This window comes from Dyadobacter sp., assembly GCF_039919315.1.
Classification (GTDB): domain Bacteria; phylum Bacteroidota; class Bacteroidia; order Cytophagales; family Spirosomataceae; genus Dyadobacter.
This window is the reverse complement of the sequence record NZ_JBDSFX010000057.1, coordinates 1-23897: the sequence shown is the minus strand read 5'-3', so window position 1 is coordinate 23897 and position 23897 is coordinate 1. Positions and strand designations below refer to the sequence as shown.

16 protein-coding genes and 1 pseudogene are annotated in these 23897 nt (G+C 44.3%); 7 read left to right on the top strand and 10 right to left on the bottom strand.

The window, feature by feature from the left end; genetic code table 11:
• The first annotated feature begins 71 nt into the window (after positions 1-71).
• Complete coding sequence (locus tag ABIO93_RS16120; RefSeq protein WP_348069435.1) at positions 72-1109, top strand: Gfo/Idh/MocA family oxidoreductase; 1038 nt, start codon at positions 72-74, stop codon at positions 1107-1109.
• A gap of 97 nt (positions 1110-1206) precedes the next feature.
• On the opposite strand, the gene ABIO93_RS16115 is transcribed toward ABIO93_RS16120, so the two are convergent.
• Positions 1207-1572 carry a hypothetical protein gene (locus ABIO93_RS16115; RefSeq protein WP_348069433.1) on the bottom strand — a complete coding sequence of 122 codons (366 nt, stop codon included), beginning with the start codon at positions 1570-1572 and terminating at the stop codon, positions 1207-1209.
• Between the two features lie 413 nt (positions 1573-1985).
• Here ABIO93_RS16115 and ABIO93_RS16110 point away from each other — a divergent pair, with 413 nt between their 5' ends.
• From ABIO93_RS16110 to ABIO93_RS16090, 5 genes are all read left to right on the top strand, one after another.
• Positions 1986-2534 (top strand): sigma-70 family RNA polymerase sigma factor, encoded by a 549-nt coding sequence (locus ABIO93_RS16110; RefSeq protein ID WP_348069431.1) that lies wholly within the window; start codon positions 1986-1988, stop codon positions 2532-2534.
• A gap of 11 nt (positions 2535-2545) precedes the next feature.
• Positions 2546-2923, top strand: a complete 378-nt coding sequence (locus ABIO93_RS16105; protein WP_348069429.1) for a hypothetical protein — start codon at positions 2546-2548, stop codon at positions 2921-2923.
• Positions 2924-3033: 110 nt separating this feature from the next.
• On the top strand, positions 3034-3279 hold the full coding sequence (locus ABIO93_RS16100; RefSeq protein WP_348069427.1) for a hypothetical protein: 246 nt from the start codon (positions 3034-3036) through the stop codon (positions 3277-3279).
• 3 nt (positions 3280-3282) lie between these two features.
• A complete protein-coding gene (locus ABIO93_RS16095; protein ID WP_348069426.1) occupies positions 3283-3498 on the top strand; it encodes a hypothetical protein in 216 nt (71 codons plus the stop codon).
• A gap of 20 nt (positions 3499-3518) precedes the next feature.
• The gene (locus ABIO93_RS16090) at positions 3519-3923 is read left to right on the top strand and encodes an Hsp20/alpha crystallin family protein (protein ID WP_348069424.1); all 405 of its coding nucleotides are present in this window, start codon (positions 3519-3521) and stop codon (positions 3921-3923) included.
• A 90-nt stretch (positions 3924-4013) separates the two neighbouring features.
• On the opposite strand, the gene ABIO93_RS16085 is transcribed toward ABIO93_RS16090, so the two are convergent.
• From ABIO93_RS16085 to ABIO93_RS16065, 5 genes are all read right to left on the bottom strand, one after another.
• The gene (locus ABIO93_RS16085; RefSeq protein ID WP_348069422.1) at positions 4014-5792 is read right to left on the bottom strand and encodes a RagB/SusD family nutrient uptake outer membrane protein; all 1779 of its coding nucleotides are present in this window, start codon (positions 5790-5792) and stop codon (positions 4014-4016) included.
• Positions 5793-5831: 39 nt separating this feature from the next.
• On the bottom strand, positions 5832-9020 hold the full coding sequence (locus tag ABIO93_RS16080; RefSeq protein WP_348069420.1) for a TonB-dependent receptor: 3189 nt from the start codon (positions 9018-9020) through the stop codon (positions 5832-5834).
• Between the two features lie 509 nt (positions 9021-9529).
• A complete protein-coding gene (locus tag ABIO93_RS16075; RefSeq protein WP_348069418.1) occupies positions 9530-13087 on the bottom strand; it encodes a VCBS repeat-containing protein in 3558 nt (1185 codons plus the stop codon).
• Positions 13088-13187: 100 nt separating this feature from the next.
• Positions 13188-14927 (bottom strand): RagB/SusD family nutrient uptake outer membrane protein, encoded by a 1740-nt coding sequence (locus ABIO93_RS16070; protein ID WP_348069416.1) that lies wholly within the window; start codon positions 14925-14927, stop codon positions 13188-13190.
• Positions 14928-14995: 68 nt separating this feature from the next.
• Positions 14996-18241 (bottom strand): TonB-dependent receptor, encoded by a 3246-nt coding sequence (locus tag ABIO93_RS16065; RefSeq protein ID WP_348069414.1) that lies wholly within the window; start codon positions 18239-18241, stop codon positions 14996-14998.
• Between the two features lie 238 nt (positions 18242-18479).
• Between ABIO93_RS16065 and ABIO93_RS16060 the strand changes: the two genes are divergently transcribed.
• On the top strand, positions 18480-20000 hold the full coding sequence (locus ABIO93_RS16060; protein ID WP_348069412.1) for a VCBS repeat-containing protein: 1521 nt from the start codon (positions 18480-18482) through the stop codon (positions 19998-20000).
• Between the two features lie 2 nt (positions 20001-20002).
• Here ABIO93_RS16060 and ABIO93_RS16055 read toward each other — a convergent pair whose 3' ends face one another.
• The 4 genes and pseudogenes from ABIO93_RS16055 to ABIO93_RS16040 form a co-directional block, all read right to left on the bottom strand.
• Positions 20003-21142: a carboxypeptidase-like regulatory domain-containing protein gene (locus tag ABIO93_RS16055; protein WP_348069410.1), complete on the bottom strand. Its 1140-nt coding sequence runs from the start codon at positions 21140-21142 to the stop codon at positions 20003-20005.
• 123 nt (positions 21143-21265) lie between these two features.
• A complete protein-coding gene (locus ABIO93_RS16050; RefSeq protein WP_348069408.1) occupies positions 21266-21742 on the bottom strand; it encodes a hypothetical protein in 477 nt (158 codons plus the stop codon).
• Positions 21743-21781: 39 nt separating this feature from the next.
• The gene (locus tag ABIO93_RS16045; protein WP_348069406.1) at positions 21782-23197 is read right to left on the bottom strand and encodes a SusD/RagB family nutrient-binding outer membrane lipoprotein; all 1416 of its coding nucleotides are present in this window, start codon (positions 23195-23197) and stop codon (positions 21782-21784) included.
• A 6-nt stretch (positions 23198-23203) separates the two neighbouring features.
• Positions 23204-23897: pseudogene (locus ABIO93_RS16040) on the bottom strand (SusC/RagA family TonB-linked outer membrane protein); the annotation flags it as partial.

Below are 23897 nucleotides of genomic sequence, written 5' to 3'. Positions count from 1 at the left end.
TAAAACTAAAACTGGCCGTTGGTCATATGTCGTTAGAAGTTAACTTTGCCACAAAGACTAAATTTAAAACTATGCCTTCAAAAATTCTCAATGTCGGGTTAATTGCTTTCGGTTTATCCGGACGATATTTTCATTCTCCGTTTCTGAGTACCAATCCGAATTTCAGGATTAAAACGGTGGTCGAAAGAAGTAAAAATGAAGCACAGGAGTTCGATCCGTCGATCGGTAATGCACGATCGGTCGAGGAATTATTGAGCGATGAGGAGATTGATGTGGTGTTCATTTGTTCACCCAATGCAAGCCACTTTTCCTACGCCATGGATGCATTGGAAAATGGCAAACATGTTGTGATCGAAAAACCATTTGCAGCCACAGAAGCAGAGGGAATGCAATTGGTGGAACTCGCCAAGCAAAAAGGTCTCGTTTTAACAGCCTATCAGAACCGCCGCTGGGACTCAGATTTTCTGACGATCAAAAAGCTGATCGAAGAAGATAAATTGGGAGACATTGTTGAGTACGAATGCAGGTACGACCGTTTCAGACCGGTGGTACCTACCGAATCCTGGAAAGAAAAGAAAGTGGATGTCGGCGGTAATTTATATAACCTCGGGCCTCACCTGATCGATCAGGCGTTGGTTTTGTTTGGCGAGCCCAAAACGGTAACTGCTGAAATACGTACCGTAAGGCCCAACAGTGAAATCGACGATTATTTCGATGTAAGATTGGGATATGATGACAAACTGATCATTCTGAAATCCAGCCTGATGGTGTATGAAAACCATTTGCGTTATCAGCTTCACGGAACAAAAGGTTCGTTTATCAAAGGCGGACTGGATCCTCAGGAAGAAACATTACGCAAGAACATACTACCCACAGCGAAACCATGGGGTGTAGAACCTGCGGATCGCTGGGGGAAATTATACAGTGAAGCATTTACCGGAACAATCGAAAGCGAAGCGGGCGATTATGCGCCGTTCTACCAGAATGTATATGATGCTATTGTCAATGGTGCGGAGCTGGCAGTGAAGCCGGAAGAAATTCTTCGCACTACCCGCGTGATTGACCTGGCTTTCCAGAGTAGCAAGGAAAACCAGATGATGGCCTATTAAGGTAGCAAGTTATAAACAAGCAAAAGGCAGTCCCACAAGTTGAGACTGCCTTTTTTATCGAAATAACGTTGAAAACCTAAATTTTGCAGACTAGTGGTTATTTAATAACCGCTGTAACCTGACGTTTTGTTTCAGTTGAGATCACAAATGGTTTTGAAGAAATTTCGCTGCCATTGTTGATGATAAAGCTGTAGTTACCATCAGCCAGGTTCGATAGATCGAAGATTTTTGAGTAATTCTCAGATTTTGGAAGAGAGGTGCTGTAGACAGTGTCTCCGTTAAAATCCTTAATGATCAGAGAAGATCTCTCTTTCACTGTTTCAAGAGTCAATTTGAATTTCAATTCGCTTGAAGAAACCAGTTCAATTGATGCATTGTTTTCTTTGGCTTTATCACCAGCGATAGAAAGATTAGCAGCTGATACTCCCACCAAAACTGCGATTGTCAAGATTGCTTTTTTCATTTTATTTTGAATGTTTAATGTCTGAATTAAATTAACTAATTGTACTTTTCAGATATTCACTTAATTAGTACTTAAAGTTCTTTCAAACTTGTGCTTTGGTTACCCTTTTGCTCCGTTTGATGATTCAAATTTAGTCAACATTCTAAATACAAGTCAATAAGGCACTATTCAGCTTTTGAAAGTTCTTTTTGTTGTTATCTATAAATATTAAAATAGTTATACGTTTATAGCAATAGTACAACAAGTAGTTTGAAATTTGACACATGGATTAAAACAGTACAATTGACACATTGTTGTACTTTACTAATAAATACCATTGATAAGACCTTATCGTCAATAAAAATACCTTTTTGCTTAAAGTATTTTCGCTTGCCCGCCGTCTAACAACCTGTTACTAATCATTAACTTTCGGTTTGTCGCAAAAGAAGCCAAATATCATTCAAACGGTCACTTCCTATAGTAAGCAGTTGCTGGGATTTATCCGGCAACGCGTTAACACGGACGAGGACGCGGAAGATATTCTTCAGGATGTTTGGTTTCAATTGAGTAGTGTACCTGAAATAGAGGCGATTGAGCAAATTGGGAGTTGGCTGTACAGGGTAGCCCGTAACCGGATCATTGATAAGTACCGGAAACAAAAACCCGATTCACTGGAAGATTATGGCTATGAGGACGAAGACGGTGAATTCTACTTCAAAGATATTCTGCTCGCCGATGACGGTACACCGGAAACGGTATATATGAAGGAGCTGTTCTGGGAGCAGCTCGGCATCGCACTCGCAGAGTTGCCCGAAAATCAACGTCAGGTATTTGTCTGGAATGAGCTGGAAGATCAGACATTCCAGGAAATTGCAGACCGTACGGGCGAAAACATTAAAACGCTTATTTCCCGTAAACGTTATGCAGTTCGTCATTTGCGCGAGCGGCTTGAAACTTTGTATCAGGAATTTGTAAATTATTAAATTTGTCAATCATGAACCAGCCACATAGATACAAAATGCGTTTCGCGATGCCCGTTTTTGCGGTGTTAGCCGCATTGGCGCTGGGGGCTATCGTCCGGTTCCTATGGAATGCTATTTTGCCTGCCCTGTTAAACGTCAACACGATATCTTATTGGCAAGCGGTGGGATTACTTGTGCTATGTCGGGTACTTTTCGGAAATTTCGGAGGACCGAAAGGTGGCGGGCCAAGACGCTGGGGAAATTGGGAGAAATTCAAAGACCCTGATTCTGGTGAACAATCCTTCGGTCCGCAATGGCGAAACAAGTGGCGGGAAATGAGCGCCGAAGACCGCCTTAAATTTCGGCAGGAAATACGAAACCGATGCGGAAAACCTCCTGAGAATGAGTAGATATCCAACGAGCCCGGCCACAAGTCGGGCTTTTTTTATTTTTTCAAATCCGTTAAAGTAATTCTCCACCTCGAACGTCTATCATACTGTACATCAAAAACTTAAAAGCCATGTTCGCACCAGTTTTAAAAGTAATCGTTGCGGGGATCCTCGGTGGATTCTTGTTGTTCGCCATTCCGTTTTTGCTTTTCAAAGCATTTTTCGTCTTCCTGTTTATAGGTCTGCTTTTTCGTCTTTTCGCCGGAAGAAGGTGGAGAGGTCGCTGGCGACATGATTATCGTTACGACCATTACACCGATTTTGAACAAAAGGAAGGACTAAGAGATCATTATAATCACAATCCTCAAAAAATATAAATCATGAAAAGAAGCACCCGCATGCTGCTCGGTATCAGCGTAGCGCTGATCACCGCAGCCAGTCTCCATTTGACAGTTGGAGAAAGGTTTCATCAACGCATGTCCCAGCACTACGGACATTCGGGTTGTGGCCATCAATGGAAACAACGTTACGACCACTTCAAAAACGACAGCGTCAAACCAGAAACTCCTTCCAGCGAAGGATTTCAAAAATTTTAAACTTCAAAACAAAAACAACTATGTGTAATAACAGATATGGAAATCGTGGGTATGGAATGCGCCACGAACATTTCAGCAGGTCATTTGGCCCAAACCGGGAGTATAAAGTTCCCGTCAACATTGTGAAAAGCGAAACCAGTTACGAGTTGCTGGTTTTCGCTCCCGACAGACAGAAGGATGATTTCAAAATCAGCGTGAAAGGCCACGAACTGACAGTTTCTTATGAGTTAAAGAAAGAGCAGGAAGATAGCCGAAACTGGATACGCCATGAATTCAGCAAGACTTCATTTGAAAGGACTTTCATGATCGACCAGACGGTCGATACCGAAAACATTCAGGCCGAATATGTGAATGGCATTCTTCATTTGACGCTTCCCATTATCCCAGGTTCTGAAAAACCTTCTCAGGAGATCAGGATTAATTAACGGATACACAGTAAGAAAGCCTCTGCAGATCGGGTGCAGAGGCTTTTCTAGACTACAAACGCTTAACAAATACTGGTTACATTAACCAAATTATTTATATGCCGGATCCTGGGTCAGTGTAGGTACACCTGCTTTGTAGGAACGGTCAATGGCTTCCTGTGGAATTGGGAAATATTCGTTTTTACCTTTTGTAAACACGGCTCCCTTTTTGTAAACACGTTTGGTTGCTTCAACGGTCACATATTTGTTCAAAGTTTCTGCCGCTATACCCCATCTCTGAAGATCGAAGAAACGGTGTCCCTCCATACCATACTCCAGACGGCTTTCAAATCTCACCGCTTTACGCGCAGTTGCGGCATCAGCCCATGGCGCATCATAAGTTTTGATCAGATAATTTGCAGCAGGTTCATTCAGTACGGTGTAGTCGTCTCGTGATTTTGTTCCTTGCACCGCTTTTTTCACAAAACCAGCAGGGTTAGCAGCTCTTGTACGGATCTGGTTAACCAGCTTTCTCGCATTCTCAAGGCCACCCAACTCTACTTCAACTTCTGCCAGCCATAGCAACACCATTCCATAACGCATGATCCGGTAGTTATTACTCGACAGGTTACCCCAGCCGTTGATACCGAAACCTGCTTTTTCTGAAATGTGTTTCTTAGGAGAATAGGGGCCCGCGTATGTTGGATCACGTATGAAATCACTTCCATGGATTTTGAAATCCTTGAAAAGAATACCGCGACGGCCCACAGTCTGATCCAAACGCGGATCCAATGTACCTGCATCAGGCGTAAACGGATCTGAGTATTTCAATCCCTGGTCGTTTTTGACATCGGTATCATTAAAAGTATCCAAAAGCGGAAGACCGGTCGCACTTGTTTTGAATGCATTGACCAGATTTTGAGAAGGCTGGTAAAATCCGCAGCATCCCCATGGGTCAATGTATGGGTGAGCCAAACCTACACCTGCGTCAGCCGCATCACCAGAGGCACTGGAAACTGAATACTGAATTTCAAAAATAGATTCAGCATTGTTACGGGTTGCGATCAGGAAGTTATCCTCAAACTTGGGTGCAAGCGAAAATTTACCTGACGCAATGATCTGTTCCAATATAGGTTTCGCTTTTTGCAATACGGCAGTATTGGCAACGCCAGTGGTCACATTCCAGCCCTGGTACATGTAAGTTTTAGCAAGAAATGCCAGTGCAGCCCATTTTGTAGGACGTCCCACCTGAGACTGTGTTTCAGGAAGACCTTCTGACGCAGCTTTAAAATCTGCCTCAATCATCGGCCAAACGTCTTTGTCATTGGGAATTTTGGTACTTTCCAGATCATCCAGCTTGTAAACAGTTTCGTCAATGTATGGAATGGTTTTCCACATTTTCTTTGCTTCAAAGTGGAAAAGCCCGCGTAAGAACCTGGCTTCCGCAATGATCTGTTTCCTTCTGGTATCGCCTACTTCTTTTACTTCTGACAAAGTATTGATCACATCATTGGTCCTGGCAATTCCTTTATAAAGTCCGCGCCATTTGTTTTTAATGTGGTTATTGGTTGGCTGGAAGTCATATTTTTCAATAAATGACTGTTCCGGCTGGTCACCCGCATCCGTTCCTTTGTAAGAATCGTCAGATGCCAATCCGCCAAATACCCAGCTCTGGATGTCATTGTTCCACGAATCCTGACCGTCCAATCCCTGTCCGTCGATCATCGCGTAAGCTCCGATCAGCAAACCTTCTACCCCACTTGGAGTTTTAAGGGCTGTAGGGCTATACTGCCCTTGTGGGTCTTTGGAAAGAAATGAGTCCTTACAAGCGGTTACAATCCCGATCGCCAGTCCCACTGAAAGCAAATATTTTAAAATTTTCGTATTCATATATCTTGAATATTTTAGGGTCAATTACAGTACCGGTTATCAGAAAGAAACATTTAGACCCAACAGGAACGTCCTGGACACTGGCATATAACCTCCGTCAAAGCCAAGGGTATTATCCGCACCCGTCTGGATTTCAGGGTTCAGACCTGAATATTTACTGATGGTCAGCATGTTTTGACCTTGTACATAAACTTGCGCGTTACTAAAACCGATTTTTGAAGCAAGTGTTTTTGGAAGCGTAAATGTCAGCTGCACATTTTTCAGACGGAAATAAGTACCTTTTTCCACAAAATAGCTGGAAGGACGGCTACTGATCTGGTCATCCGCATCCATAATGGGCACAGTACCTTCTTTGTGATCCGGCTGCCATGCATCGTAAAGCGCACGTTTCGCTCTGTTACCCTGGAACGTGTTGAAATCCGTGAAGTAACGCAGATAGTTGAAGATTTCGTTACCAACCACACCATTACCGAATATCGTCAGGTCAAACGCTTTGTAGCCCAGGTTCAAGTTAACACCATATACAAAATCAGGGTGCGGATTACCGATTACAGTACGGTCATCATCCGTGATTTTCCCATCATTGTTGATATCGGCGATTTTGAATTTACCTGCCTTGTTATAGGATCCGTATGGAGCCCATGCTTTGGCTTCTTCGTCAGACTGGAACAGGCCCAAAACTTTGTACCCGAAGTAAGATGAGATTGGCAGACCCGCCTGCGTAAGTGTTACTGCTGGAACGCGTGATCCCGAGCCGAAATATTTGGTTGCATCACTTTCATCCAATTTATCAACCGTGTTACGGTACATCGAATAATTGACAGACAATCCGTAGCGGAAATCACCTTTCATCAATGTATTACGATATCCGATACCGAGGTCAATTCCTTTATTAGTCATTGCACCTACGTTGAATGATGGCGCATTGGCATCTCCGGCAGTGAAGGTAATAGGCGTAGAGAACAACATGTCAGCTGTCTTTCTGTTCCAGAAATCAAGTTCGAGTGTTAAGGCATCATTCAGGAATGTCGCATCCAACCCAAGGTTATTGGAAGTTGTTGTTTCCCATTTAGCTTTTGGATTACCAAATGATGAAGCATCATAACCAATAGTCGGCTGACTGCCTGATCCGTCGATAGGGTAACCTGCATGGAAGATATCAGCGCGATAAGTTGTAAATGCGTTGTAATCCCCGATTTTCTGGTTACCTGTTTTACCCCATCCGTAGCGAAGTTTCATGTCGTTGATAAAACCGATTCCTTTCATGAAACCTTCTTCCGAAAGCCTCCATCCCGCACTGAAGGCAGGAAATAGCGCGCTTCTCGAAGCCTGCTGGAAACGTGAAGAAGCATCGTTTCTCAAAATAAATTGGAACAGATACTTGTCAGCATATGCGTAGTTGACCTTTCCAAATTGTGAGTAAAGGCTGTAATCCCTGTTCACCCCACCATAGTTGGTTGCTTTGGTTGCGTCTCCAAGGTTCAGGTAATTGATAATTGAAGGAATTTCAAAGGCATAGCCTGAACGGGAAGCGCCAAATTCCTCAGCAAATTCCCGGATAGATTCTATACCAATGTAAGCATCTACTTTGTGGTTGGTACCGAAGTTTCTGGAATAGCTTAATGTGTTTGACCAAACCCATTGGTAAGAATAATAATCTGTCGATGTAGATCCGTTGTTGAAGCTACCTTCCACATATTCAGGGTTGGCACGACCGATATAACGTCCTCTTTGGCTAACTCCGTCGATACCCAAACTGGTTTTAAGGGTCAGGTTAGGAATGATGTCAAATTCTCCGTAAACGTTACCAAATGCGCGCAGACGATAGGTTGTGTTATCTTTTTCGCGGTATAGGGTTGCGTATGGGTTGGAATTGTTACCTAAGTTGGCTCCGCGTGAACCAGCAAAGTTTCCTGCAATGTCATAAATAGGCAGCAATGGATGGTGCTTGTAGCTACCCGACACGGCATTTTGTTCCTGGTTATTACCGAATCCTCCTTTTCTGTTGTCAAATGACACCGCGAGGTTTTCACCAACTCTTAATCTTTTACCAAGTGCTGAAAACTCAGTGTTAGCGCGGATCGTGTAACGGTCATAACCAATGAATTTCACGACACCATCCTGGCTGAAATAACCAATTGATAGCGCATAACGGCTGTTTTCTGTACCACCGGAAGCAGAAAGCTGATAATTCTGAATGGGTGCGGTAGTTGTAAGTTCTTTCCACCAGTTGGTATCGGCTGCTTTGGTGATGGCGTAAATGTTACCCGGTACCAATGAGTATTTGGCCGGGTCTACATCAGGCGAACCATTTTTTCCTTTGCTAGGGAACACATAGTCAGGTATTGTTACTTCGCCGTTAGGGCCGAATGTGTACTGACCATGAGAAGGCGTTTTACCCGCATACTTGTCTGCCAGATACAGGTACTTGCCCAACTCCTGAGCGTTTAGCGCCTCAGCATCTTTGTATGTTTTTTGTGTACCATAATAAGCATTGAAAGAAATAATCGGCTTGCCTATTTTCCCTCTTTTAGTTGTAATGATAACAACCCCGTTGGCCGCCCTTGAACCATAAATAGATGCAGATGATGCATCTTTCAGGATCTGGATCGTTTCAATGTCATTTGGGTTAAGGTTACCCTGGTTTTCGGTAGGCACACCGTCGATAATGAATAACGGGTCGTTGTTACCGATAGTACCGAATCCCCGTATACGTACCGTTGCATTTCCACCTGGCGTTGCATCGTTTACAATGTTCAAACCGGATGCACGGCCTTGCAGCTGCTGTGCAAATGTGGTGGCAGGAACCGATTGAAGGTCTTTCGCATTTACCGTGGTTACCGAACCGGTAATGTCCCTTTTAGACTGAGAGCCATAACCCGTAACAATCACCTCTTCCAATGCACTTACATCGCTGGCCAGTGTTACGTCAATAATAGTCCTGTTGCCTATGGCGACCTCTTTTGCAGAGTACCCGATGAATGAAATCACAATAGTTTGCGCACTGGACGGCACTTTAATGGTGTACTTTCCATCGGCATCGGTCGTGACACCGATCGTAGTCGAACCCTTCAAAGTAACCGAGGCACCGGGCAAGCTTGAACCTGTTGACTCATCCGATATTTTCCCGGATATGGTCATATCCTGGGAAAATGCATTTTGACACAAGAGAAACAGTAACATACTAAACATAAGCCTGCTTCCCAGGAGAAGGTAATTTTGTTTCATCGTATCTAGTTAGGTTAACATTAGTTATACATCTCAAAACTATAATTTTTCATCATCAAATAATCTAATAAACACCGAATATATTCCAGTGAATGGCAAATTGCATTTTTTTGATTTAAATTATGAATTTTAATTGCATTTTTTCAATAAACGCGACCTGAACTAGTTAACTTTTTAATCTCATTTTAATGTAATTTTTTAAAGTGTCAATATTACAAATATCACATTTTCAGACATTTATAGTAAATAATCGGTTACAAAATGTGACTTTTTTGCTTTAAAATGCTTCAATTTCACGTTGGAATGAGGTCTAAAAACATAAATTTATATATAAAAAGATAGTTACATCTTAACTGAAAATAATTATAATTGTAAGTTTGACATATTATCTTAGTATCGGAATATTTATATTTTAAGACTAGTTAAGTAAATACAAAAAAAAGCCCGGATAGTTGCTGACTATCCGGACCGCTGTTATTATTTGCTTTTTAAAAAATGAGCCAGGTTTGCTATTTAATTTCCCTTTTTCCTCCTTTTGAGTCAGTTATAATAGCTGCCTGAACATATCCCGGCAAAAAGAGGGTATGTGCAGACTGGGACAAGAATGATGTGCCATAGCCGATTTCTTCCTTTCTGCTTTTGCCATTTTTGAATTGCAGGGTAACTGCCGTTTCATTCGGCAAAAGTGCAATCCGACGTGCTTCACTTCTACTTTGGTGAAACCGGAGAGAATCACGGTTTTGCGAAGTGACGGTCAGCCATTTATTTCCAGAACCCGCCAGTTTAACCAGCCCTTTTGCATTGCCTTTTATAGCATAACCACTCTGGGCCAGTGTCAGAGGTTGAAAACTGCCCTTTCCATTACCTTTCAAAACAAGTCCGTAAAATGAGTCATATCTTCCTACCGATACTTCTGATCCATAATCATTGCCAGAAAGCATGATATCCAGATTACCATCCTGATCAAAATCGTCAGCTATCATGCCAAATATCGGGGCGAACTGTGCCTGCACCGGTAGTTCGTGTAATGCAAACTTACCATTCCCCTGGTTTTCAATGTAACTGCTACGCATCCAGGTGGCTGAAACATGCAATGCGTCCTTCAATTCTTCTGGTTTCAAAATGTCGGGGAGCGCTGACTCTGCAAACTTGCCGTATTCCTGGAAACGTTGACGTACCTGGATAATCTGCTTACCCATATCGTCCCGGCTATTGTATGGAAATTCTTTATAGGTATCGTCCATGGCTTTATAGAAAACCGTTGGAATGGCGTCAAAGTAGCCATCATTGTTGAAATCCTTCGCGTACATGCTCACTGGCCTGCTTTCGGAGGCCCTACTGAGTGAATTCGCACCCAGGTTGCCGGCCACGTAATCTATATCACCATCATTATCAAAGTCTCCGGAAAGCAAGCTACCCCACCAGCCTTTCTGATTTTCCAACCCTGAACTAGCCTTTGCAAACTTCCCTTTGGTGTTTTTAAAGAAAGTAAGTGGCATCCATTCACCTGCTACGAGAAGATCTACCCAGCCATCATTATCGTAATCAGTCCATAATGCATCGCAAACCAAACCGATATTCGCTAGTTCTGGTGCAACTGCTTTTGTAGCATCTGAGAAACGTGCGACGTTATCTTTGGTATCATTTCGTAATACGTAGCTTGAAACCGGTTTGGGATATACGCCCGACTCTACCCTGCCACCTATAAAAAGATCCAGGTCGCCGTCCTTATCATAATCTACGGCTTTTACGCAGGAACCATTGACGAGGAATTGCGGTAAAGCTGCCGGATCTTCCTTAAACTTTCCGGCACCGTCATTCAAGTAAAGTATGTTTTTCAAACCATTGGATCCTGCCTTGATCTCGTAGCTTCCACTCACGATGTACAGGTCAAGGTCTTTGTCGTTATCAGCATCGAAAAGCAGCACGCCCATATCCTCCGTCTCTTTTAGCAACCCCTCTGCTCCCGGAAGCAAGTCCGATACCTTGAATTGCCCATTGGGCTGTTGTAGCAGGAACCGGCCTTTGTGCGTATAGGCCCCACCCACGAAAACATCGTCTAGCCCGTCACCATTCACGTCCCCGGCCGCCAGCGCAGGCCCGAACTGGGACATTTTATGCGGTATCAGTTTTTGAAGATTGAAATCGATCACATCCGTCTCTTCATGACGATAAGGAACATGGAGTAAGGAAGTAATATCACTAAAAAGCTGCCCATCTGTAACATTACCACCTGGCTGAACCGGTGCCGTTATGGCGTCTTTTTCAAAAACAGTCAAAACCTTATTTCCCTGAACGTTCTTCAAAATCTGGGTTTTTCCTCCTGGCCAGGTAATTTTTAGCTGATCCACTTTTCTAATTTTGCCCAACCCAAAATGGACGACAGGCTCCACCGTTGACAAATAGCCGCGATAAGGTGAGTTTTCAGCAATCTGTTTCTGGCCTTCCGAATAGATAATTTCGGCAATGGCGCCGATGCCTGCTTTATTATAACGTTCACCTTTAAACGCAACCCTCAAATAGTTACTCTCATTTGGTGCCAGCTGAATGCTGTTGTTGCGACTGACAAATGCCGAATCATTGATATTGTTCACAACATAGTCGAGATCACCGTCATTGTCCAGGTCCGCATAGGCCGCACCATTCGAGAAGCTTGGCAAATCTATTCCCCACTCCTTCGTAACGTCTTCAAAACCAAGATTACCTTTATTTCTGAACGCAAAATTGGACAGTTTCACTGCCGGAATGTAGTCCAGCATCATCATAGGCTCCATGACGCTGGAAACTTCGTTGCGATACGCTACAAAATCAAGGTCAGTGATGTCACGGGGAAAACCGTTGGTAATAATGATATCCCTCAACCCGTCATTATCAAAATCAGTGACCATGGGTGTCCAGCTCCAGTCTGTCTCTGCGACGCCGCTCAGCAGACCTATTTCACTAAAAACCGGATCCTTGCCATTCTTTGTAGAGCTCCCAAGATTGAGCTGCAATGTGTTACGCGCAACCTGGTACTGGTATCCAAACAGCTCATTGTTCTGATACGTAACATAGCTGTTTGCCGGGGTCATCATTTTCTTGCGCCGGTTGGTGGCAGGCATCATATCCACCGCCAGCACATCTACGAGGCCATCATTATTGATATCGGCAACATCATTGCCCATCGCTGAATGCGAAGTATGCTTGAAATACGTTGACGCTTTGTCAGTAAATGTACCATTGCCATTGTTAATGTACAGCAGGTCATTCGTCAGGTAATCATTGGTCACATATATGTCCTTCCAGCCATCCTGATTAATATCTGTCACATTCACTCCCAAGCCATATCCTTCGATGAGAATTCCCGCTTCCTTGGACACATTGCTAAAAACCGGGTGATTCAATTTCGCATTCCAATCGTTTCGGTAAAGCCTGTCCGTTCTTCTGGACGAGCCGTCCACGATCTTTTTATGATACTTATTTGGAAAATTATTGTCGTCCATTTCATTCACTACCAGAAACAAATCCAGGTCGCCGTCATTGTCATAATCCAGGAAAGCTGCATTGGTAGTATGAGTTGTATCTGCGATTCCGTACTCCTTACCCATTTCTTTAAAAACCGGAACCTTGTTTTTGTCTAATCCCTGATTCACATAAAGCAGGTTCTCGCGCTCGCTGGCTACTTTGCGCACGGACGAACAAACATAAATATCCAGGAGGTCATCATTATTAATGTCAATCAATGCGACCCCGGTTGACCATTTGTTTTTGGCTTCCACACCCGCTTTCTTCGTAACGTCTTCAAATTTAAAATCCCCCTTGTTGAGATACAGCTTATTATCCACGGAATTCCCTGTAAAATAAACATCGGGCAAACTATCATTATTAAAGTCCCCTAGCGCTACCCCGCCTCCATTATAGACATATTCAAATGACAGAATATTCATTGTATCATTTTCAGCAATTCGATTGGAAAAATGAATGCCTGTCTCATCGCTGTCAAGCTGCGTAAAAGTTTTTAACTTCTTTTTACAGGAAGCCAGCAACAACAAAATCAAAAGTGCCGGATAGAAGTACTTCAAGGACATTAGGTAGGTGCAATAAAATGGTAGAATTGGGATACTCCGAAATTAATAAAAGGAGATGGCAAACTAATGCCACCTCCCCTTTTACTTTTAAAGATATTTATCAATAGCCTGGGTTTTGCACCAGTACTTCTTTCCCTAGCAAGTCAATTTGCTCTTGTGGTACCGGAAGGAACTCGTTTTTGTTAGGAGTAAATTTGGCTCCTCCCAATGCGCCGCTCAGTTTTTTGCCTTCGTAGTTCAGGTATGCATTCACGGTAGACTCCGCAACACCCCAGCGCACAAGATCAAAGAATCTATGCCCTTCTCCTGAAAGTTCTAGTTTTCTTTCAAAGCGAACAGCAGTGCGGGCAGCTTCCTTGCTTGCAAAAGCTGTTTTGTAAGTGCTGATCACATAATTTGCCGCATTAGCGCTCCCTTTTTTAACAAAGCTTTCAGGGTTTGAAGCACGTGTCCGGACAATGTTCACATACTCTCTTGCCTTTTCCAATGATCCTACTTCGATCTCAGCCTCAGCAGCCATCAAAAGAACGTCAGCAAAACGGATGATATTCACATTGATCGCTGTATAACCTGGCGTCCAGGAACTGTTGTCCTGTAATGATCCGATGTCAGCTTTGTAATAAGCGTATTTCTTAGGAGAATACGGACCAGCATTGGATTGGTTACGAATCCAGTCATTTCCTGGGTGATCGATCCAGTCAAGGAAAGGAAGACCACGACGACCAATGGAGTGATCCAAACGAGGATCGACAGGACCTGCATCCGGTGTAAATGGATCGGAAGATTTCAGGCCCATATCCGTTTTCAATTCTTTGCCTGCTGAATTGTACGAACCATCCAGCAAAGGAAGTCCGGTTGCATCTGTACGGAAAGAGTTACCTAGCTCAAAGCTTGGTGCAAAGAAACCGCAGCAGTTACCAGGACCATTTGGACCGGTGTTGTATGGCCAGTTAAGGTCAAACTCTGGGTTCGCATTGTTTACACTACCGGTATTAGCCGCGGCCTGAATCGCGAAAACAGACTCTGCATTGTTGTCATTTGCTGCTTTAAACGCATCCTGGAATTTAGGAACGAGTCCGTATTTCTTTCCATTAGTTGTTTTACCATTCGCAATGATCAGGTCAAAAAGTGCCTTTGCTTCGGTAAATTTCTTCTGATACATGTAAACTTTGGCAAGATAGGAAGCAGCAGCCCATTTGTTTGTCCTACCGGCAGCACCCTGTGTTTCAGGAAGGTTGTCGTAAGCATATTTTAAATCGGCTTCAATCAAAGGCCACAATTCCACTGTATTAGGAACAGACTCGATTCCCGTACCGTAGTCCTTCGTTTCGTCCACGTAGGGTGTATTGTTAAATCCTCTTTTCAGTTCGAAGTAGTAGTGGGCTCTTAAAAAACGAGCCTCTCCAGAAATTCTCTTCTTATCGTCTTCACTAACGTCAGCCTGTGCTACTCCGATCAGCTTCATTACCAGGTTGGCACGGGCCACACCTTCGTATAAGCCTTTCCATTTGTCAAGGATAACGCCTTGCGTGGTCTGATACTCGAAACGTTGAATAGGGTTGATATCACTGAAATCACCCGGATCCGTTCCTTTGTTGGCATCACCACCGCGAACACTTCCCCATACCCAGTTACTGGCACTGGCCATACGATTGGCACGCCCGTTAAGCTGGCCGTAAACTGATACAAGCACACCTTCAATCCCCTTTTTGGTTGAAAGCTGTCCTTCATCAAGCTGGCCCGTAGCGGGAATTTCCAAAAAGTTCTCTTTACAGGAGTATCCGATCAGCATAATCGCCATTAAAAGCGCTAATCCTCCTTTTGATAATATCTTTTTCATTTGATTCATTTTTTTATCAAAATCTGTCTAAACCGATGTTGTGAAATAATCGCTCTGTTTCCTCAATTTTAGAAACCCAGGTTGATACCCAACGTGTAACTTCTTGTGATCGGATAGTTACCTACGTCAATTCCGAAGTTGGTATCGGCATTTCCACCTACACCTGGATCAAGACCTTTGTACTTGGTTACAGTAAACAAGTTGTTAGTCGAAGCAAAAACGCGCAATTTCGACATGTGCAGTCTGCTCAATATGTTACCAGGCAATGTGTAGCCAAACGTGATATTTTGCATACGGAAGAATGTTCCATCCTCCACATAGAAAGAGTTTGATTGCGTATTGGTACTGAAATTAGAAGTGCTTTCGAAAATCGGAGTTGAAGTGTTCGTGTTGGTAGGTAACCACGAATCTTTCACACGGTCACTAACAGCAGCTCCTGTAAATGATGGATAGAAATCTGTAAACCATTTCGACAGGTTGAAGATCTTGTTTCCAACTGAGGTATACATGTAAGTTTCAAGATCAAATCCTTTGTAAGTGAATTTGAGGTTAACACCACCTGTAAATTTCGGAACCGGGCTACCCAGATACGTTCTGTCATCTGCGTTAATAACACCATCCTTGTTGATATCCTCGTAACGGAAACGGCCAGGGCCTGCGCCATCCTGATCAGGTGCAGCGTCCACTTCTGCTTTGTCCTTGTAAAGACCAGCTACTTTGTAACCATAGAATGAAGAAATCGAGTATCCGATCTGGTTTCTGATTGGCTTAATGCCACGGAAGTCAGGGTTTACTGTCAGGTAGTTGATACCAGGAGCAAGTGACTCAATTTTATTCTTGATAACACCGGCTGTTACATTCACTTCATAACCCAGATCGTTGGTGATACGGCCACGATTGATGATTTGCAGGTCAATTCCTTTGTTGGACATTTTACCTACGTTAACCGACGGAGCAGCAGCATTATATCCGGCAGTTGCCGTTACAGGAACCTGGAATAAAAGGTCCTTGGTATCTTTTTGCCATAAGTCAATAATGATATCCAGTTTACCTTTCAGGAATGTACCGTCAATACCGATGTTTTTCGTGATACTGGTTTCCCATTTCGCGCTTTTGTTACCAATACGGGTACGGTAGTAGCCTTCCAATGCACTTGTATTTGTTCCGTTTAGGTCATAGGATGAGTCTCCTAGACTTGCTCCGAACAAGCTGTATTGGTTGTTTGGATCCACGTTGTTTGAGTTACCCATCAAACCGTAACCTCCTCTAAGTTTAAGTTCTGTAATGAAAGGAATGGATTTCATGAAGTTCTCCGAAGAAATTCTCCATGCTGCAGAGAATGCAGGGAATACACCATAACGGTTATTAGCTCCAAAACGGGAAGATCCATCTCGACGCACAACCCCTGTCAGGATATAGCGATCGTTGAATGTGTAGTTCGCACGGGCAAACAATGAATAGAAAGTTACGCCTTTGTAAAAATTGCTATTTACAACGCGTGAACCAACATTCGTCATGTTGATGTAATTGATGTCAGTCGAGAACGGGTTCAGACCAGAAGATGACTGGTTTTTACCAAAACCTGTGTTAAGCGCCTCTTGACCGATGATCACGTCCAGGCTGTGCAGACCAAATTGCTTCTTGAAGTTCAAAGTGTTGGTCAATGTCCAGCTGAAACGGTGCCCTGAGCCTTCGTTGTAGCCGAATGCAGAGTTATTTTCAGAGTTTTCATATTGCAATCTGCTGAAACCTCTGTTGGCAAAGTTAGCATACTGAGCACCAACGCTGGAACGCAAAGTCAAGCCCTGAATAATGTCCAGTTCTGCGTAGAAGTTACCAAAACCATTTCCAGCGAAGCCTGCATTGTCTTTAAGTCCGTCTCTGCTGGCAACCGGGTTACGTGGGTTATTGAAACCCTTCGCTGCCGTTCCTGCGTATCCTCCAAATTCATCATAAATAGGAATGATCGATGGCATACGGAATGCTGACAAGATATCATTTTCATCCGCCGCAACACCCTGTCCGCCTGCTCCACCACCCTGGCCAAGCACCTGCAGATAAGTAAACTGAGCATTTTGACCTATTCTAAAGTTTTTCAATACATCAAATTCTGTATTGACACGGAAAGCGTAACGTTTGAAACCATTGTTCAACAAGATACCTTTTTGATCCTGCACACTGAAACCTGCGTAGAAACGGCTGTTGTCGCTACCGCCTGAGAAGCCAAGCGAGTGTCTTTGCAACGGTGCATTTCTTGTGATCGCATCATACCAGTCAGTTCCCTGCTTGTTAGCCCTCACTACCTGATAAATAGATCCGCGTGATGGGTCAACATTGTATTTCAATTTTTCTGCTGCCAGGTCCACTTCACCCATTACACCTGTTTTTCCACCCACGTTGATATAGTCTGGCAAAACAGGCTTGTCGCCGGAGCCATATTGTCCGCTGGCGATGTTCGTAAATTTAGGAAGTGAATCTCCCTGAAATGCATTGTTCCGGATTGCCTGCCAGGTCCAGTCTGCTTGTTCCTGAGGCGTCAACATGGTTTGGCCTTTACCCGGAGTTGTAACCCCGAAAAGTCCGTCATAGGTAACGCTTAGTTTTTTCGCCTTTTTGGTTCCCTTTTTAGTAGTGTAAACAATTACACCGTTGGCAGCTCTTGCTCCATAGATAGAAGCAGCGGCAGCATCTTTAAGAACCGTAGTAGTTTCAATGTCGTCGGGATTAAGGAAATCCGTTGATCCCGTTGGTACTCCGTCAACAACATACAATGGTTCATTACCACCAAATGCACCAAAACCCCTTACGCGGATCTGGCTGGTAGTTCCTGGCTGTCCGTTTGTGATAACCGTCACACCCGCTACACGTCCCTGTAATTGCTGTTCAACGTTTCCTGACGGTGTTGCAGTCAGATCTTTCGATTTTACTGTTGAAACCGCGCCAGTCGTTTCCCTGCGACTGTCAATGGTGTAACCTGTTACAATGACCTCTTCAAGTGCAGAAACGTCATCTTCCATTTGAATGTTGACCACACTCTGGTTGCCCACAATTACTTCCTTGGTCTTGTAACCCACAAAGCTGATCACAAGGGTAGTTGCATTGCCTACGTTGATAGAAAACGCTCCGTCACCATCTGTGTTAGTACCGGTTTGGGTCCCTTTCAAAACTACGGTGGCGCCCGGGATTCCCGTACCCGCAATGTCCGTAATCTTTCCTGTTACCTTACGTTCTTGTGCAAATGATGCCAGTGCTGTCAAACTTAGCATGAAGCAGAAAAAGATACTCCGGGCGGAGTTCTTGTAGATTCTTTTCATAATTTCCTGTTAGGTTAATATTTATTAAGCTATCAAATCTATTATTATTTGCACAAATAATTGTCTGATTTGAATTATTAATTTTATTTTTTGACTGAATAGTATCATAAATGGATAAAATAGTGTCAAACCAGAATCAAATTTGGATTATGTATATACATACCAAACACCATTTTGCGAAGTAGATTTTTTGTAGGATATTATTATGTAAAGGAATTACCGAATTTCACCTTTCTCTATGAATTTTCTCAGACGCGTTCTGGCTCCAACTTATTACCTGCATTTTTTCGTCCTATCGCTTTCGTTCACAGCGTGTTCCACCAACCGTGACAAGCTTGCTGTCGAGGAGGGAAAAATCCTGGTTACCAAATATTGCGGCAATTGCCATATAGTGCCTGATCCGGCTTTGCTGGACAAATCGACCTGGCTGACAAGCGTGCTTCCTGCCATGGCTGAACGACTGGGAATTGAGGTTTTGCAGGACAATTTTTACCTCCACGGCAAGCAATCTGTCATCTCGCATTCCGATTGGTCCAAAATCCTGAAATATTACGAAACACTGGCTCCCGATACATTACCTCCCGGCAAACCAGATCCGAAACTTGCGCACGACTGGGCTGTTTTCAGCCTCTTAAAACCCGTTGAACAACCCGACCTGACCAGTAGCACCATGCTGGTTGCCATCGATACGGCGACGAAAAGTATCGTTACCAGCAATTCAGAAAAACCAGGGCTGTACCGCTTCGACCAGCAGTTCAATGCAAAAGGAATGACTCCATTACAGTCCGCAGCTATTGATATATCCTTCCCGCCAAAAGCTACTGATCCCGACATGGTTACCTGCATGGGCGGCATGCGTGCTCTGGATGGGACACTTGGTCAGATTCTGGCCGTTGATAAAAAAACGCAGCGGAAGCCGAAGCTAATATCCTCAGAAATGATACGGCCCATTCAAAGCACACCTGTCGATTATAACAAAGATGGTCTTATGGATTACGCCGTCTGTGCTTTTGGTCATAACCTTGGTGGATTGTACCTATTGAAACAACTGCCTGATCACACGTTTCAGAAAGTGCCCATCCGGGAGGTACCTGGGGCAACTATATCCTATATACGCGATTTCAATAGTGATGGCTGGCCCGACATCATCACGCTCTTTGCGCATGGTGATGAAGGAATCTGGACATTTACCAATGACCGGAAAGGTGGTTTTGTGGCCAGAAACCTACTAAGATTCCCTCCCATTTATGGATCCAGCAGCTTTCAGCTGGCCGATATGAACCATGACGGCAAGGAGGACATTGTTTACACAGCTGGCGATAACAGTGATTATTCGCGGGTCTTGAAGCCTTATCACGGACTATACATTTTCACACAATCGGATCATTTTGAGTTTAAGCAAACCTTTTTTTATCCGATCAATGGTTGTACCAAGGCAATGGTTTCTGATTTTGACAAAGACGGAGATACGGACATTGCCACTATCGCCTTTTTTCCGGATTTGAAAAACAAGCCGGACGAGTCTTTCACCTATTTTGAACAAAATAATACCGATAAGACCTTCAAAGCCCATGCTATTCCTGTGCATCAGGATGGCCGGTGGATTTGCATGGATGTCAACGATTTTGACGGGGACGGCGACGACGATATCATTTTGGGGAATTATTCAAGAGGTTTTCTTAACCAGGAGCAAGTAAAACCCAGCTGGAATGTACACCTGCCATTTATCGTCTTAAAAAATAATACCATTCAGCCCTAATGCTATTCATCCCGCTTCCAATCGGCAGGTAACAGCGATGAAAAACGGTCATTACCCAGGTCACCGGCGATTTCGAAACCCATCGGCATCACCACCCAGCCTTGGGGCGTCACCACCATGTAGCCCTGCGGCAATGTGATTTGTGTATACGCGTAACCCATATCCGAGTACGGCGAGCGACCTCTTTTGTTCATGTTAAATACTTCCAGCTGCGTCATCGACACCACCAAACGCTCCGTTTCCAGCTCGCCGGGCCGCACCAGCCGCATTCCCCGTACAGCCTCAATGCGGTTGTGAACATGGTTGCTAAGCATATTTAGTCCATTGGTACTGCGAACGGATTTGAACATCCGCATGGAATCGGGAATGACCTGATAAACCTTGAATCCCTGTTCTTGCAGGCTGTCGGAAACCATACTGGCGATCAAATGTTTCAGCGAACCCTGGTAAGCGACTTTTTGATTCTCACGCCACTGCTTTTTTTGCACATTGTCCTTCGGGACAAGCAGCTCAAACCGGGTACTGCCTCCATAATACACCTTGCCACTGAAATAATCGAAATCGTCCAGATCCTGGTGGATGCGGTAACCCAGGGCGTAGTTTTCAATGATCAGCGGCTTAGTAGTTTGAGCACCCAAATGGCCGTCGTCGTCTTCCGAAATGCGTAACACTTGCGGGTTCATGATCTTGCATTGCTTGCTGAACTTGCTGTTGCCCAGCAATTCCCTCGTAATGATTTTCAGGTTTTTTTCCCGCCTCTTGTTCTTTCTTGCATAAACAGTCACCCCTTGCAACTCCATTCCCTCTTTTAATTTGAACAAGACGGTCTTTACGCCGGGTTGCTCAAAACGCAATGTTTGCTTTACCGTCTCGTAGCCCAAAAATGACACGGCCATTTCCAGGTTACCTATTGCGAGATTGGCGAGTTTATAATTTCCGTTCTCGTCTGCATTAGTCCCAATGGTTGAATTATTGACAAAAACATTGGCAAATGGCAGCGGTTTACCCGTTTTTTCATCCGTTACCTTTCCTGTCAAAGTAACTGTTCCTGCCTGTTGCGCAAAAGTATGCGTTAATGCAAATAGCTGTACGAAAGCAATAAGCAGGGATTTTACGAAGAAATTTTTGTTGCAAAAATTCAAAATCGGGTACATGTATGGTTTCAGCGCTTTTCATTCCAAAGATAAATGACGCGTTTGTAAACTACCGAATATGTGCCTCGATTGTTGAAAACATTTCGGCTCCCGAAGGAGCCGAAATGTTTCTCAGGGTTTGGTTTTCAATGTCACATTTTTCTGCGTGGACGCCAGACTGTTGTCACCGATCGCTTCGGCGAAGATCACCAACGTCGTGTTTTTCGACTTTGGCGCCGTAACCGGAATCTTCACCACATAGTTTCTCAGCTCCTGATCATATTTTTGAGTACCGGCAGGAGTCGTGCTGATAAGCGTCTGCGTACCTGTTGTGGTAGCCGCTGAATATAGCTTAAACTCTTTCAACGGAATCTCAGAGGTGAATTCAACATTCACCATGACCGTGGTCGTCGAATCGACTGTGATGCCTGGCTGCAAAACACCCGCAGCGGAAAAAACCTTTTTATCGCCCAGCCATAGTACCGAGATCTGCGGCACTTTGCCATTACTGACCAATAGGTCCTCGAACAAATCGGGTTCTTTATAACAGCCCGTCAATAAAAATGTGGCTGAAAGAATGGCGAAAACTGCCTTGATGTATTTCTTCATTTTTGTTAAAATTTAAGTCAATGGATTGAATTTCAATTGCTACTTACTCAGCAACCACATGGGCGTTTCAGGATCTTTCTGATTCGCCTGCACGGTTTTGGAATTCCGGGTGATCTCTGAATCCGGGTATCTCATGCGCTGGATCCGCTTACCGCCTAAGTCCGGATTGACATTGGTCGGCATCGGGAAATCGAGATAATCATACTTTCTAATGTCCGTCCATATATCCCCGATCAGTAGCATCGACTTGAATTTTTCAGTAATAATGTGTTGCAATGTCAATTTCGAAACACCTACATTCACTATTGCGGCTTTCAGGTAAGTTTCGATATCAGCATCTGCTACACCTACTTTTTTCATATTGGAGCGGATCAGTTCAAGGTAAGCAGCATAGGCCTCTGCATTGGAAGCGGCGGCCAGCAAAAATCTTGCCTCCGCTTCTATTGCTTTGGTCTCCGAATAAGTCATCATCACGAGCGGCGACTGAATGTTCGAATGCCACGCTTTCGCGGTCAGATCCACCGTAGAGCCGCTTCCCGAACCGGGTATCACACCCGAATAGATCGTCTGGTTGTTTTTCAATGATATAACCTTTGAGATACGCGGGTCCTGAATCCCCTGAACGGTACCATTCATCAGATCGACAAATGTGTTGGTAAATGTGACTGACAAATTGCTCGTCGTATTGGGTATCGCAACCCGGCTATACCACGGGCTCAGATTTTTGGAATTATATGGCAGCTGAAAATCGTCGGCATTGCTTTTCATCCCGTTTTGCAAAGCAGTAATCGCGTCCTGCGCAGCCTGTTTTGGATTTTTATTGGACAAATGCATCGCATAGCGCGCTTTCAATGAATACGCAAGCTTGATCCATTTAGCTGTGTCACCATTGTAAATCAGGTCGTCGGCTGCTGGCTTTGAGCCCGTATTTTTGGTCAGTTCCGTGATCGCTTCGTCCAACAGCTTTTGAATGGTCGCATATATCTGCTCCTGGCTGTCGTAGGCCGGCGTAAAGTTTTTCTGATCAGCCTGAGAGTACGGCACATTTTCCCAGTTCACTGTCGCAATACCCAGGTTATAAGCCATTAATGTTTTCGCTATGCCCACATAAGCCGACGCATTTTCAGCCTGCCCTTTCTGCATAATGACATTGAGCTGCGGAAATACGTACAGGTAGAAGTTCGACCAACCAATGGTGTTATCCGTTTCAGCATACGTATCGGTACCGTTGGATCCGATCGCATTGCCCAGCTGCTGCGCATATTGACAGGCAACATAAGCTTGCTGGTAACTGGCTTCGCCGGTGTAAAATTCGGCGGTAGGGAGCAACTCCTGCATGGTAGCATCGCCTTTGAGCGTCGAATCCACATTCACATCCAGGAAGTTATCACAGCCCGACAGCATGATCACCACGCTGACCATCAGCCATGTGCATATTTGTTTTATATTTTTCATAAGATCTTAAAAGTTAGCTGTTACACCCAATTGGAAACTTTTAGTAGCAGGATTGTTCCTCCCCACGAACCCGATCAGGTTGGTACCCGACCCGAAAGTGAGCGCCTCCGGGTCATAACCCCTGAATGGCGTGTTCAGGAACAGGTTCGTGCCTGTAAAACTAAACCTGACACCTCCGGCAAAAACGGATCGCCCGATCAGGCTCTGCGGCAAAGCATAATTCAAGCTGACCGTCCGAAGCCGGAACCAGGAACCATCCTGAATGTTGAAATTGGCAGCATTACCGAGATATCTTGCAGTAGACGGATTGTAAAAAGCATCATCCAGCACCACAGCCTTGGTGTTGGGAGCATAGGTGACCTGGCCATCCGCAGATTCCTTCTCAGTTACCCCTTTGAAAATCACCTGTTCGTAACGTTTTTCAGTGATTTTGATGGACCCGGCGCGGAATGCATTTCTCTCTCCCAGATCCACCACATCGCCGCCCTGCCGCCATTCTAGCAAGAATGATAAGCCCAGCCCTTTGTAGTTAAATGTGTTGGTGAGCCCCGCAGTCCAATCAGGTAATGCGTTGCCATATTGGGTAGTAACCAGGCTTGTGAGTGGATATCCATTGGACTGTATCAACATCTGCCCATCAGGAGCCCGAAGGTAGTCTAGCCCCCACAAATCCCCCACTTTACTCCCCTCCCGCACTTTC